Source organism: Wolbachia endosymbiont (group B) of Aricia artaxerxes, assembly GCF_964026975.1.
Classification (GTDB): Bacteria; Pseudomonadota; Alphaproteobacteria; order Rickettsiales; family Anaplasmataceae; genus Wolbachia.
Genome location: NZ_OZ034718.1, coordinates 107483 through 121855 on the forward strand (window position 1 = coordinate 107483; position 14373 = coordinate 121855).

The 14373-nt window shown below is 34.5% G+C and carries 11 protein-coding genes; all 11 read right to left on the reverse strand.

The window, feature by feature from the left end:
• Positions 1–100: 100 nt before the first annotated feature.
• Positions 101–2569 (reverse strand): leucine--tRNA ligase, encoded by a 2469-nt coding sequence (gene leuS / locus AAGE00_RS00475; RefSeq protein ID WP_213863806.1) that lies wholly within the window; start codon positions 2567–2569, stop codon positions 101–103.
• Positions 2570–2573: 4 nt separating this feature from the next.
• A complete protein-coding gene (locus tag AAGE00_RS00480) occupies positions 2574–3164 on the reverse strand; it encodes a murein hydrolase activator EnvC family protein (protein ID WP_007302156.1) in 591 nt (196 codons plus the stop codon).
• Between the two features lie 52 nt (positions 3165–3216).
• The gene (locus AAGE00_RS00485; RefSeq protein WP_012481900.1) at positions 3217–3543 is read right to left on the reverse strand and encodes a MerR family transcriptional regulator; all 327 of its coding nucleotides are present in this window, start codon (positions 3541–3543) and stop codon (positions 3217–3219) included.
• Entirely contained in the window at positions 3540–3839 is a 300-nt protein-coding gene (locus AAGE00_RS00490; protein WP_007302154.1) for an integration host factor subunit alpha, read from the reverse strand. Before AAGE00_RS00490 ends, AAGE00_RS00485 begins: the two co-directional genes overlap by 4 nt.
• 38 nt (positions 3840–3877) lie before the next feature.
• Entirely contained in the window at positions 3878–5074 is a 1197-nt protein-coding gene (locus tag AAGE00_RS00495) for an MFS transporter (protein ID WP_341815272.1), read from the reverse strand.
• A 1096-nt stretch (positions 5075–6170) separates the two neighbouring features.
• Positions 6171–8105: an excinuclease ABC subunit UvrB gene (gene uvrB / locus AAGE00_RS00500; RefSeq protein ID WP_052264709.1), complete on the reverse strand. Its 1935-nt coding sequence runs from the start codon at positions 8103–8105 to the stop codon at positions 6171–6173.
• 85 nt (positions 8106–8190) lie between these two features.
• Positions 8191–8952 (reverse strand): cytochrome c1, encoded by a 762-nt coding sequence (locus tag AAGE00_RS00505; RefSeq protein ID WP_341815273.1) that lies wholly within the window; start codon positions 8950–8952, stop codon positions 8191–8193.
• A complete protein-coding gene (locus AAGE00_RS00510; RefSeq protein ID WP_341815274.1) occupies positions 8952–10178 on the reverse strand; it encodes a cytochrome b/b6 in 1227 nt (408 codons plus the stop codon). The genes AAGE00_RS00505 and AAGE00_RS00510 overlap by 1 nt, the downstream gene beginning before the upstream one ends.
• A gap of 122 nt (positions 10179–10300) precedes the next feature.
• Positions 10301–11482, reverse strand: a complete 1182-nt coding sequence (locus AAGE00_RS00515) for an ankyrin repeat domain-containing protein (protein WP_213863805.1) — start codon at positions 11480–11482, stop codon at positions 10301–10303.
• 310 nt (positions 11483–11792) lie between these two features.
• Positions 11793–12908: an ankyrin repeat domain-containing protein gene (locus tag AAGE00_RS00520; RefSeq protein WP_213863804.1), complete on the reverse strand. Its 1116-nt coding sequence runs from the start codon at positions 12906–12908 to the stop codon at positions 11793–11795.
• A gap of 257 nt (positions 12909–13165) precedes the next feature.
• The gene (locus AAGE00_RS00525) at positions 13166–14221 is read right to left on the reverse strand and encodes an ankyrin repeat domain-containing protein (protein WP_213863803.1); all 1056 of its coding nucleotides are present in this window, start codon (positions 14219–14221) and stop codon (positions 13166–13168) included.
• Positions 14222–14373: the final 152 nt, after the last annotated feature.

The window sequence follows — 14373 nt, forward strand, 5'->3', positions numbered from 1 at the left end:
ATATATAATGCACAAGTATATATCCTTTATATTAAAAAAGATATAACCTCATATCAAAAAAAGTATACCTACGAAATTAGGGACATGCTACTCAAAATTTTTATATAACTATGTTTACTACCTTATTTGGTACAGCATATATAGTGCGAATTTTGCTTTGATCGATTCTATTGGATACAGAACCTGTTGCTATTTTCTTCAATTCTTCTTGAGGTAAATCAGTTTCTACTTTGATAGTCGCACGCAACTTTCCATTAATCTGTACTGCCACAGTTACCATATTATCAATTAGTAGTGATTCATCAGCTTTTGGCCAAGGTTGCATATATAGCATGCCTTCGCCTCCTATTTTTTGCCATAAATTTTCAGCCAGGTGTGGCATGAATGGCTCAATTACTCTGATTAGTATGCATATACCTTCATCAATAAGAGATTTTCCAGTTTTTACGTCTATTTCAGCTATTAAATTTGTCATTTCACGAAACTTTGCTACCACACAGTTTAATCTGCAGTTTTTCAAGTCATCTGTAAGCCCTTGCAATAGTTTATGGATTTTTTTTCTGTACTCTAGGAGTTTACCTACAATGTTTTCATTATCATAGTGTATGTTTACGGGCCTAAGTTGCACTACCATACGCCACAATTTATTTATGTAGCGAAAACAACCTTCCACGCCATCATCAGACCATTCCATATCTTTTTCTGGGGGGGTATCGGATAATACAAACAAACGAGCAGTATCAGCACCGTATTTTTCTATGATAAAGTTTGGGTCAACTGTATTCTTCTTTGACTTACTCATCTTTTCGACTTTTCCAACTTGGATCTTAGCACCCTTCGCAATCAACTCTTTTGCTTCTTCGGGAAAGAGCCATTTGCCATTCTCATCTTTATAAGTTATATGGCAGACCATTCCTTGAGTGATTAAAGTAGAGAAAGGCTCTTTAACGTCAAAATAGCCACATTTAGTTAAAGCACGGCAGAAAAACCTTGAGTAAAGCAAATGTAAAATTGCATGTTCTATTCCACCTATGTAATAATCAACAGGCATAAAACGATTACAAGTATCTTTATTAATCGATTTATTTTCACTGCAAAATGCAGCAAAATACCAAGAAGATTCAAAAAAAGTGTCAAATGTATCAGTTTCACGTTCTGCTTGCTTTCCGCACTTTGGACAATCAACAAATTTCCAGGTTGGGTGCTTGTCCAGGGGATTACCACCACTTGTAAATTCTACATCCGTTGGTAGAACAACAGGGAGGTCTTTTTCTGGAACTGGAACAATTCCACAATCTTTACAATATATAACAGGTATAGGACATCCCCAATAACGTTGCCTTGAAATTCCCCAATCGTGTAGACGATAGTTTATTGTTTTCTTACCTATTCCTTTTTCCTCAAGTTTTTTTAGGATTACTTTTTTTGCCTCGCTAACCGTTAGTCTGTTTAAGAATTCAGAATTGAATACCACTCCATCACCGACGTACGGTTCTTTTAAGACCTTTGTGGTCTGTGTGCTCTCTTCACAAACTACAGGAATAATCGGTAAACCATACTTCTGTGCAAATTCAAAATCACGCTGATCATGTGCAGGGCAACCAAAAATCGCACCTTCTCCATACTCCGTCAACACAAAATTCGCTATATAAATTGGTAATTCCTTGTCAAGAAATGGGTGCCTGACGTTCAGTCCAGTGTAAATTCCAATTTTTTCATCATTCTCCCCCTTTGCCTTCACACTGTCGATAAAGCCTTGTATGTCTTCGTCCTTAAGGTCTTGTACAATAGGGTGCTCTGCTGCTACTGCAAGAAAAGAAGCTCCAAATAAAGTATAAGGAGAAGTTGTAAAAACCTTTAATTTCTTATTCAGGCCAACTATTTCAAAATCTATAGTTACACCTTCAGATTTTCCTATCCATCGTTCTTGCATAGTTTTGACTTTTTCTGGCCAATTTTTTAAACTTTGCAGACAATGAAGCAAATCTTCAGCAAAATCAGTAATCTTTAAAAACCATTGGAATAACTTACGTTTTTCAATAACTGTACCTGATCGCCATCCTTTTCCATCAACCACTTGCTCATTTGCAAGCACTGTTTGGTCCACTGGATCCCAATTAACCCACGACTCTTTTCGATAGGCAAGACCATGCTTTAAAAAATCCAGAAAAAATTTCTGTTCGTGTTTGTAATAATCAGGCTCACATGTGGAGAGCTCACGATCCCAATTGTATGAAAGACCTATAGATTTTAGCTGCGTGCGCATATTATCTATATTATCTTGTGTCCATGCTGCAGGGTTAATGTTATTGTCCCTTGCTGCATTTTCAGCTGGTAATCCAAACGCATCCCAGCCAATTGGGTGCAAAACCTCAAATCCACGAGCTCTCTTGTAACGTGCTATAACATCTCCTATTGCATAGTTACGCAGGTGCCCCATATGAATCTTACCAGATGGATATGGAAACATTTCCAACACGTAACATTTCTTCTTTTTACTATCTTTGCTTACAGAAAAATCCCACTTATTTTGGTAGAATTTTTCAACGTTTTTAAAATCATATTTCATAAATTCAATCACAGTTTATATGTACTAAAGGATCGACTGCTTGACCATTATGTCTTATTGTGAAACACATCTGCGGATCTTTATCTTGTGTGCTTGATTTACCTGCAGATCCAATTACTTGACCTTGTTTTACTTTATCACCAATTTCAACTTGTATGTTTTTTAAATAGGAGTACATAGTCATGTAATTATCTTTATGTTCCACTATAATTAAATTTCCGTACCACCTCAGGCCTTTGCCTACGTATATTACTTTGCCAGGTGCAGAAGCAATAACCTTTGTTCCACTTTGAGCAGTAATTTTTATGCCATCTTGACATATTTTATCAGAAGAGGTAACTGCACCTTTAACCGGTATTACAAATTTACACATGCTTTGTGCATTATTGTTATATACCTTATCTACAAAGGCTTTTCTACTTTCTTTTCGCAGCGAAGAATCAACATTTTCTTTAATCAAATGATACTCCCTTGTGTACTCTAGGTCTCTTTTCCCATAAAATTCTTCGCCTTTAAGTAGTACAGGTGCAGGTTTTTGCAGGCCACAGCTTATCAGTATTGCTGATAATATAAAGAACAAGGCTATACGACACATACACTTATCTCTAGATATATCAACTTTCACAAAACTTTATAGTGTTTTTCGTCTATTTATTACTTTCTTCATTTATTTTATCAGTCAAATAGTCTCTTAAATCGGTAAGTTCTTTCAACAAATTTCTTGAATAATGATCAATTCTTACATCGTTACCAAATTCCTTTTGTACTCCTTTTATTGTATATCCTTTGTCATATAGCATATATTTTATTTTCTTTATTGCCTCTATACACTTATGATCATATAGTCTTCTTCCCTTCCGTTTTATGGGTTTAATTTGATGGAATTGACTTTCCCAGAATCTTAAAACATGCTGCTCCAAATGTAGTTCTTCAGCTACTTCTCCAATTGTGTAAAATAATTTTTCCTTATTCATCGGTTGTTTATTAATTTCTTCATCATTTTTGAAGGTCTAAAAGAAATTGATTTTCTCGCTTTAATTACTACCCTTTCCGATGTCTTTGGTATATTTCCTGGTCTTTCTTTCTTGTTTTTAACCAAAAATGTTCCAAATGAAGATATTTTTACTATTCCATCCTTTGCTAAGCTCGTTTTTATCTCATCCAATATGTCATCTATTATTGCAATAGAGTCTTCTTTCGATAATCCAATTTCCTGGTTTATACATTCAGCTATTGTTGCCTTAGTTACTGTTGTGTCTTTTGTTGTCATAATTTATTACAGTATGTTAATATAATATAACAATCGACTCAAGATTCAGCTACTATATTTTTATAGTATGTTTCTTTTGTAGCATAATTAAAAATACTAGCAAATGTTAACATTGCAAATATTGTGAAAAGCGCCATTTGATGATCTGAAAAAAGTGCTAAAATTGACACTAAAATTCCACTCATAACAAACATAAATCCATTGATAATGGATGATGATGTGCTAATATACTTCTGCTCAACAATCTCACTACCAACAGTAAAATTAAGCATATGTCCTCCTGCAAAAAAACCAAACATTAACATACAAAAGTATATAATATGAACTGTTAAATTACCGCATAGTAAAATAATAGCTGAAATACTTTGCAATGTGGCAAAAGCAGAGATTACGTGCCTTCTATTTTTAAATAGATTTGAGATTAGATCTGCAATTGGAGCACCAACTGCAAGACCAAGCCACAATATTGCAGTTGCCACACCTAACTCCATTGTATTGAGTTCTAAGTTGCTTAGTAACCTTGGTGCCCACAGCATATTAAGCGCTAAAAATGTTCCAAAAGTAATAGCACCCACTATTGAGGTTATCCAGATATCTCTTAATTTTAGCACTGTTAGTACAGAACATATTACTGTTTTTATAGAGCTCTTTATTGTGTATTCCCCCAAATTTTTTTTTGAAAGTCCTTTCGGATAAAAAAACATAAGTACGAATATCGATACGCCAAATAATATTACGCATACAATAAGATTTTTCCAATCTGCACCTTCGGCAAGCAAGCTAGAGAAGCACATTTGAATCATCAAAGCAGAAAGACTTGAAATTGTCTGCACTAGTGAGAACATCAGTCCAAATTGAGTAAGGGGAAAATATGTGCTACTTACATGAGCAGCGCCAACAAAACCAAACGATGCTCCAATTGCGATCAAAAATTGAGATAAAATTAAATGGGCAAAATTGTCACTCTTGATAAGGACAAAAAAACCAAAGAGCATGATTGACAACGAGAAAAAATAAATTTTTTTGCTGGAAAAAACATTAAACATTGCCCCACTAAAAAATTGTGAGATAGCAAAAGTCCAAGTATATGCTGAATTAGCTAGTGCAACTTGCGCAATCGTGAGCCCAAGTTCTTTTTCAAGATTCACACTTATAAAGGTGTAGATTATCTGCATATTGCTGAATATAACAATTAAGTTGCTGATCAGCCAAATGAACCAAGCTCTACTTTCCATAAGATTTTATAAGTAATCCATTAATAACAAGCCTCTTTTAGTCTCTGATTAATGTTAAAACAGTTGCAATTATAGATTATATAAAAGCTATGAAACAACAAATTTGTTGTGAGATTTTAATTGTTAGAATCTGTATATGATCTCAAAAAAAGAATAGATTTTTGCTTTTTATCCCCTGTTATAAAGGAGTATACAGCGTAGGGTGAAAGGCCTGGGTAAAGATGATATAATTCCAACAAGAGAGATACCCTTCAGATCATCTTCCATTGAATGTAATGGTTGATGTCACAGTTGAACAGCACAAGCAAAGACAATTAGAGTTATAAAATCTTGTTTAATACACATTAAAGTGGACCTATGTTTTGCCACTCAGAACCTGTCTTGAAAGGGAAAAAAGAAAAGAATAAGATGCAAAAAATAGGAAGGTGAGTTGTATCTAAGTGATATAAGTGACAAGGCCAAATGTTGCACAAGGGGCGATAACAATTATTAATGCAATAAAATATATAATGAGGGAGTTTAATATAGTTATGCAAGAGGCCTAATTTAAAATATTAACGTAAAAAATTGCTTCCATATATTTTAAATCTGATTATAATCACAGTTAGAGATATTTTAAGAGCTCAAAATCTATCTTTGTCTGCAGACTTTTCTATTAAATAATCAAACTAAGTAAAAAATGTAGCGTATCTTCTTCAGCGCATACACATATGCTTAATCTCTGTCGTATGTGCGCTGCACTTTTTTCTAATCTTTTTTACACAGGGGGATTTTATGTCCAGAATTCCAGATACTTGACCTTTACTTTAGCTAAAAAACAATAGGCGCCTATGGCTAATTAAAATAAAAATTTTTCTAATATATAGAAGAATTACAAAATCACTGTTTACTGAAACCGGGCCAAGGAAGCTGCTAATGTCACAGAATTTTAGGTAAACGTTGTTTGCTTGACGTATGAGTGTGCTCTCCTTACTTCAAGAACTCTTTAATATTTAACCACTTAAGTCCTTTCAAGATATGTTCTTAGATAATAGTTTTTCAAATCCTTGGTAAATCAAAGTCAGCTTAACTATTAATTATTTATCTTTTTTTCTAGTTATGTAACGGGTCTGTTATTAAATTTTTCAATAATACCTTTTATTTTCGCCGCCTCTTCAAACTCTAAATTTTCAGCATGCTTCAACATTTGCTTTTTCAAACTATTTAGATCATCCTTGCTAAAATTCTCAACTACCACTTTTTCCTGTAAAGTATTTGATATAGGCTTTATTATAGTTTTTGGTACAATATTATGCAGTGTATTATGCTCTGTCTGTTTCTTTCTTCTCCTTTCAGTTTCTTTCAGTGCACGATCCATAGAATTAGTAATTTTGTCTGCATATAAAATTACTCTGCCTTCAACATTTCGTGCAGCACGACCTATCGTTTGAATGAGCGAAGTCTCTGATCGTAAAAACCCTTCTTTGTCAGCATCTAAAATTGCAACCAATCCACACTCGGGAATATCAAGACCTTCCCGCAACAAGTTAACGCCAACAAGAACATCTATTTCTTTAGATCTTAATTTGCATATAATTTCAATTCTTTCCAGTGCACCAATATCTGAATGTAGGTAAGTTACTTTCATACTGAGCTCACTCATATGCTCAGCTAGCTTTTCAGCCATTTTTTTTGTCAATGTGGTAATTAGAATACAAAATCCTTTTTTTATTGTTACTTGCGCCTCGTGAATCACATCATCAACCTGACTCTCTGTTGGTTTTATGGTGCAGATGGGATCTGTCAGTCCTGTTGGGCGGATAACTTGCTCTATAAATGCGTGATTAGTCTTTTCTAATTCATATTTTCCTGGAGTAGCCGAAACGTAAATAGTCTGTGGCCGTATTGCCTCCCACTCTTCCAATTTTAATGGACGGTTATCAAAAGCAGAAGGTAGCCTAAAACCATAATCTATCAATTTCTTTTTACGTGCTTCATTACCGCTATACATTGCACCTATCTGGGGAACGGTTACATGGCTTTCATCAACAAATAAAATTACATCTTTAGGTAAATACTCAAACAATGTAGGCGGTGGATCTCCGGCTTTCATTCCGTAAAGATAACGCGAATAATTTTCAATACCTTTACACACTCCCGTTGCCATCATCATTTCAATATCAAAATTAGTACGCTGCTCAAGGCGTTTTGCTTCAACAATTTTGTTCTGTGAATAGTAATAATCCAGGCGTTCATGTAGTTCTTTTTTAATCAATTGAACTGCTTGCAAAAGAGTCTCACGTGATGTAGTGTAATAGCTATTTGGAAAAATGGTGACTGTATCTATGCGTCTGATAATATTGCCGTTCATGGCATCAATCTCAGAAATTTCCTCTATTTCATCACCAAACAATGATAAACGCCAAGCTTTATTTTCATAATAGGCAGGAAATATATCAATAATATCGCCGCGCACTCTGAAATATCCTCGCTCAAATCTGACATCAGAACGTTTATATTGGAGATTAACTAAATTATTCAGAAAGTCATTAACATGAATCTTATCTCCAGCACTTAAAGTCAAGGTCATGCTGAGATAGCTCTCAGGCGAACCAAGACCATATATACAAGAAACACTCGCAACTACAATCGTGTCCCTACGCTCCAAAAGAGAGCATATAGCAGAATAGCGTAGCATATCAATTCTTTCATTTATTAAAGAGTCTTTTTCAATATAAGTGTCTGTTTGTGGTGAATAAGCCTCAGGCTGATAATAATCATAATAAGAAATGAAGTATCCAACAGCATTGTGAGGAAAAAATCCTCTCATCTCCTCGTAAAGCTGCGCCGCTAAAGTTTTATTATGTGCCATAATTAACGCAGGCCTGTTTGTTCTTGCAATAACATTTGCCATAGTAAAAGTTTTTCCAGAGCCAGTTACTCCAAGTAAAACCTGATCTCTTTTATTACTATTTAACCCTGCAACTAAGTTGTCTATTGCCTGTGGTTGATCTCCAGCTGGCTGAAAATGTGTAACTATTTGAAATTCCATACCTTTATATTTTCATAATGTATTTATTACTATACAATACATTTGCTAGTGTAAATAAGGTATGAAAGAATGAACATAAAAAACTCTATTTTTTCTTTTTATAGAGCCTGCTCCAAATCCTGTTGTTGGTTAATACAAAAAACACCGTCAAAATTATAAAATATGTCACTACTTTTAGCCCAAGTTTATGTCGGCGCTCCAGTTCTGGCTCTGCTGCCCATTGTAAGAAATTTACCACATCATATGCCATATTTTCAACTGTGGCTTGCCTTGTACCATCATATTCTACCATTCCTTCAGAGAGTGGTGGTGCCATAGCTAACCTGCCTGTTGAAAAATATGGATTAAAATATAAACCGTTCTCATCATGTTCACCGTTTTGATAACCAATTAGTAGTGAATAGACATAATTTGCACCATCATGTCTTGCTTTGACAATTAATGATAAGTCCGGTGGAATTGCTCCATTGTTGCTTGCTGCAGCTGCTTCTTTTGTATCAAAAGGTGCAATAAAATAATCCGAAGACACTCCCGGCCTATCAAACATTTCACCCAAATCATTCGGACCATCTTTAACTTGGTAAGAGGCTGCAATTTGTTTTACATCCTCTTCAGAAAAACCAACATCTTGCAAATTACGAAACGCTATTCTATTCATTGAATGGCAAGCAGCACAGACTTCCTTGTATACTTTATAGCCACGCTGAATTGACTCTCTATCGAAAGATCCAGTAATTCCATCAAAACTCCAGTCGATTTTCTTATTTGGTAAAGGTTTAAACTCCTCTGCAGACAAAGAATTAGCGAAAAATAATACACAAAACACAGCAACTTTAACCAATAGCATCACTTCATCTCCGGCACGGAATCGCTTATTGTTTTTGGTAATTTTTTTGGTTTCTCATACTTACTAAGTAAAGGTAAAATTATCACAAAATATGAAAAATAATAAAGAGTTGAGAGCCTACTTAAAGTAATGTAAGGCTCCTTAATTTCTTGTCCCCCAAGCCAGGCAAGAAATGCAAAATTTATTGCAAAAACCCAAAAAAATTTCTTAAATAATGGGCGATAAGCACCACTTTTAACCTTTGATTTATCAAGCCAAGGCAAAAGAAACCACACTAAAATAGATCCAAACATGGTAAGTACACCAATAAGTTTATTTGGAATTGAACGCAGCATCGCATAAAAAGGTAAGAAATACCACTCTGGCACTATATGTACTGGAGTTACCATAGGATCAGCCTCTATATAATTATCAGGATGCCCAAGATAATTAGGGGCATAAAAAACAAATGCAAATAAAATTATAAAAAATAAACCAAAAGTTATGCAGTCCTTTGCTATATAGTAAGGGTAAAAAGGAATGGTATCCTTATCTGACCTGACTTCTATTCCACTTGGATTATTAGAGCCAAACCTATGCAGAGCAACAACATGCAACATAGCTAAAGCGATAATAATGAAAGGCATAAGATAATGCAGCGCAAAAAAACGATTGAGCGTTGGATTATCAACAGAGAAACTTCCCCATAGCCATATAACTATTTTATCACCAATTAAAGGTATAGCCGAGAATAAAGTAGTTATAACTGTTGCACCCCAAAAACTCATTTGTCCCCATGGAAGAACATATCCCATAAAGGCAGTTGCCATCATTGCAAAAAATATAAATATGCCAATAAACCATACCATTTCTCGCGGTCTCTTATAAGATCCGTAATATAATCCACGCATGATATGAACATAGACCACCATAAAGAAGAGTGACGCCCCAACAGCATGAGTATAGCGCATTAACCATCCGTAACTTACGTCACGCATTATACGCTCCACGCTATTAAACGCGTAATCAACATGCGGAGTATAGTGCATAGCAAGAAATATACCTGTTATTATTTGTAAAATCAGCGCTATACCAGCCAAAGAACCAAAATTCCAAGCATAATTTAAATTTTTTGGTACTTGATAAGAAGCAATATGTTTTAGAAAAGAAAATATAGGCAGTCTATATTCTATCCAACCTAATATACCTTTTTCTTCTATTATTTCTTTTTTGCTATCATCTTCCATAACTTAAAGCTTTGTCATCTTAACTCATTGTATTGTAACAATTTAACGCTAATAAACAATAAAAAGTTTAAGTTTAAAGAGTAGATTTCACAAAAACAAGCACTCAAATTTGAGTGCTTGTTTTAAAGGGACTTTTGATGACATACACCTTTAGATATTGTTGAATTGCTTAATGAACTTCGAGGACATTGATAAAGTTTTTCACAATTACTAAGTGCCATCTTGACATTTCTTTCTATAGCACTAACCTTTCTTTCTTTAATTTGCTCCAATGTCAAAAGCGAATTATCCAGTGGCATTGAATATCTTTCCCCTGTGAATTTACTGATTGCTATAGCAGTTAGCAGAATTGCTCCATTACAATCAACTTGTGAAGAACCAATTGAGCTTCCAGTTGAATGTGCAATAGATTGCTGTGCAGGAGGTAAAGCAGGGGCACTCTGAAATAAGCTACTGAGTGCAGCAGTTGTTGAAGTTCCCATCCAACTAAATACACTATTAATAAAAGAAGAAGGTCTTACTGCACTACTTGGTGCAAGAGTAGTATCACCTGGGTTTACATTGGCACTCTCTGCTTCTGCAACAATCTCTTTTATCGTTTTACCGGGATAAAATAACTTAACATAATCTGATGGTGTCTCGTTCCTTATATCCTTAACATTATCAATATCAGCACCACTATCGTATAACAGCTTCATTATTTTTGGACGTTTTAAACTAATAGCCAAATATATAGGTGTGTGCCCCCGTCTGTTTTGAACATTGACGTCAGCATGATATTCAATAAGAAGCTCTACTATTTTTTGGTAATCTTTCTGAATGGCAATATGTAGACACGAATCTTGTGAAGAATCATTAAAATCAAATTTGCCATCTGGACTAGCACCATGTTTAAGTAGGACCTCTACTTTTTCCGAACTATTTTTATCTATAGCCCAGCCTATAAGAGTACGTTTTTCACCAGCATATGAAAAATAACCACTAATGCTAGCCTTTTTATCGATTAGAAGCTCTATCATTTTTTTGGTGCCCTTTGTAACAGCATAGTATATAGGAGGCACACGAAAAAAGTCCTCAATATTAACATCTGCACCATTCTCAATTAAAAACCTCATCATTTCTAAATCTTGTTTACTAACAGCAATCGATAAAGGTGAGTTACCATTTCTATCTTTAGAGTTAATAACATTAGTAGTATGTGTCTTTCCTTCTCTAATATACTCCTCAGCTTTTTGAAAATCACGTTCCTTTACTGCAGAACGTAACCCATCTCTCCATTTTTCAACTTCTGTTTTTGTAACCATAACCCTCCTAAAGGATAAAATTTTTGCCCTCATACCACATAATTTGGGCATATGCTAGTGAAATTTATATGTAAAATTAAAAAAAATTTACAACGTAAGAGATTGTTATTTGATCACGTGCTACATTTAGTTTTTGTACAAAACACCATAAGCCTCCTTAGTTTGCTTAAATTGCTTAGCAGCTTATTCTCAACATATAAGAGCTTTAACTTAAAGAGGATTATACGAAAATAAGCACTCAAGCTTGAGTGCTTATTTTAACTGATTAAAAGGGACTTTTGATGTATACCTTTAGATATCGTTAAATTGCTTAATGAACTTCAGGACATTGATAAAGTTTTTTACACTTACTAAGTGCTGTCTCGAAGTTTTTTTCTATAGTGTTAAGATTTCTTTCTCTAATTTCTTCTATTGTGAGAAGTGAATTGTCCAGTGTCCTTGAATATTTTTTTCCTGTGAACTTACTTATTGCTGCAGAAGTTAGCAGAATTATTCCATTACAATCAACTTGTGAAGAACTAATTGGGCTACGATCTAAGTGGTCAACAGATTGCTGTGCAGGAGGTAAAGCAGGAGCACTGCTGAATAAGTTGCTGAGTGTGGCAGTGGTTACCCAACTAAATATACTATTAATAGAAGAAGAAGGTTTTACTGCACCGCTTGTGATGCTGCTAGCTTCTTTAAAATCTGCTCTGGTAGGAGTGGAGGAAGAGTTCACTGTGCTACTTGCCAAGTTTTTGGTATTACTAACTTCCAATTCTATCTTAATTGCTTTGGTAGGGGATAATTGAAGACTCGCTGCACTACTTACAAAATCTGTGCTGTCGTTAGCGTCTTTAATACCTGCTTTTATAGAAGTTAATTTTGCTTCACAGTCAGCTTCAGTAGAACTGCTCAATACAGATTCTATTTTTTGAATTTCACTACTACTACATTCATCTTTTCTAGCATTTCCAACAACATCTAATGCTGTTTTGCCATACTGACTTTGAATACTAGCATCAGCACCCTTGCAGAGTAGGAGTTTTACCATATTTAAATGACAGTGGTCAGATGCTAAGTACAGAGGTGTAAAGCCTTTATAATTTGTAGCATTGATGTTAGCATCACGATCAAGTAAAAACTTTGCTATTTCTAGTTTATCATGTCTAGCAGCAATGTGCAAGGGAGTACTCAAATATCGATTACTAATAGTAGTATTAACATCAGCACCGCTGTTACATAAAAACTCTAATATCTTTAAATTACCCAAGAGAGTAGCATGATGTATAGGTTTCATATAGTATCTTTCATAATTCAAAACTTCATTTTTTATTTGTTCATACTCTATCTCTTTAATACATTCTTTAACTTTCTGAAAATCACCTCTGCTTATAGCAGAAACTAATTTTCTTCCTAAAATCTCAATTATTTTTTGTTTTTCCATCAAATACCTCCTAAAAGAGAATCTCCCGGGTTTATATCATGCAACTTAATATGTGCAAGCAAAATTTACAGAGAAAAATTTCAATAGTTAAAAATTAGGTCTTCAGCAACCTACCACGTTAACTTTTGTACAAAATATGCTGAGCTTCATTATTCAAATTTTTTTGCTCTTAATAAGAAGCAATCTGCTTTAGAAAAGGAAATAAGGGATAAGTTTTGTAAATAAGCACTCGAATTAGAGTGCTTAGTTTAACTGATTTAGAGGTGCTTTTGATGATGCACGCCTTTAGATATTGTGAAGTTGCTCAGTGAGCTTTCAGGATGCTGATGAAGCTTGTCACACTTGCTAAGTGCCATCTTGACATCTCTTTCTAGAGAATTAAGTTTTCTTTCTTTAACCTGTCTTATCGTTAAAAGTGAATCATCCAGTGGCATTGAATATCTTTTCCCTGTGAACTTACTTATTGCTACAGCAGTTAGCAGAATTATTCCATTACAATCAACTTGTGAAGAACCAATTGAGCTTCCAGTTGAATGTGCAATAGATTGCTGTGCAGGAGGTAAAGCAGGGGTACTTTGAAATAGGCTACTGAGTACAGCAGTAATTGAAGTTCTCACATAACTAAACATACTATTAATAAAAGAAGAAGGTTTTACTGCGCTGCTTAACGCATTTGTACTATTATCATGATAGCTAAAGTAATTCCTAGCTTCTATTACCTTAGGATTTGCTCTAGAAGCTAATGTCTGACAATTAACTTCTTTATCAGCACATTTTAATGTAGATATTATTTTTTGCCTTGTATTACTAGTACATATAGATTTTGGATCATCTCCAACAACATCTAGTGGTATTCTACCACCCGCATCTCTTATATAAATATTAGCATCATGCTTGATAAGAAGTTCCACCATTGCCACTTGGCAATGGAAAGACGCTAAGTGCAAAGGCACCTTACCCGTTATATCTTGCAAATTGATCTTAGCATAACGACTAAGTAGAAGCTGTCCTGCATCTTCTCTGCCATATTCAGCAGCAACGTGCAATGCAACTCTCAAGCTTTCACTACTAGCAGCATTAACATTGGCGCCGTTATTAACCAAAAACCTCAATATCTTTAAGCTATTTTCTTTCACAGCAAAACTTATAGGTTTCATACCGTATTTTTCACAAATAAAAATCTGCTTTCTTAGGTTCATGTACACTGCACTTCTGATACATATGTTAGCTTTTAGAAGACTATGCTCTTTTATGGCAATAAATAACTCATTTACAAAGTTCTCAGTTTTTATCCGTTTTTGCATCCCTTGCATCAAATATCTCCTAAAAGACAACGTTCCCGATTTTGTATCACACAATTTGATATATACAAGCAAAATTTACAGAGAAAAATTTCAATAGTTAAAAATTAGGTCTTCAGCAATCTATCACGTAACTTTTTTGCAAAATATTTTAAGCCCCTAAT

What these genes read in the sequence shown, in the direction of transcription:
- leuS (WP_213863806.1), bottom strand. Translation starts at nt 2,569, where the DNA reads ATGAAATATGATTTTAAAAACGTTGAAAAATTCTACCAAAATAAGTGG.
- AAGE00_RS00480 (WP_007302156.1), bottom strand. Translation starts at nt 3,164, where the DNA reads ATGTGTCGTATAGCCTTGTTCTTTATATTATCAGCAATACTGATAAGC.
- AAGE00_RS00485 (WP_012481900.1), bottom strand. Translation starts at nt 3,543, where the DNA reads ATGAATAAGGAAAAATTATTTTACACAATTGGAGAAGTAGCTGAAGAA.
- AAGE00_RS00490 (WP_007302154.1), bottom strand. Translation starts at nt 3,839, where the DNA reads ATGACAACAAAAGACACAACAGTAACTAAGGCAACAATAGCTGAATGT.
- AAGE00_RS00495 (WP_341815272.1), bottom strand. Translation starts at nt 5,074, where the DNA reads ATGGAAAGTAGAGCTTGGTTCATTTGGCTGATCAGCAACTTAATTGTT.
- uvrB (WP_052264709.1), bottom strand. Translation starts at nt 8,105, where the DNA reads ATGGAATTTCAAATAGTTACACATTTTCAGCCAGCTGGAGATCAACCA.
- AAGE00_RS00505 (WP_341815273.1), bottom strand. Translation starts at nt 8,952, where the DNA reads ATGCTATTGGTTAAAGTTGCTGTGTTTTGTGTATTATTTTTCGCTAAT.
- AAGE00_RS00510 (WP_341815274.1), bottom strand. Translation starts at nt 10,178, where the DNA reads ATGGAAGATGATAGCAAAAAAGAAATAATAGAAGAAAAAGGTATATTA.
- AAGE00_RS00515 (WP_213863805.1), bottom strand. Translation starts at nt 11,482, where the DNA reads ATGGTTACAAAAACAGAAGTTGAAAAATGGAGAGATGGGTTACGTTCT.
- AAGE00_RS00520 (WP_213863804.1), bottom strand. Translation starts at nt 12,908, where the DNA reads ATGGAAAAACAAAAAATAATTGAGATTTTAGGAAGAAAATTAGTTTCT.
- AAGE00_RS00525 (WP_213863803.1), bottom strand. Translation starts at nt 14,221, where the DNA reads ATGCAAGGGATGCAAAAACGGATAAAAACTGAGAACTTTGTAAATGAG.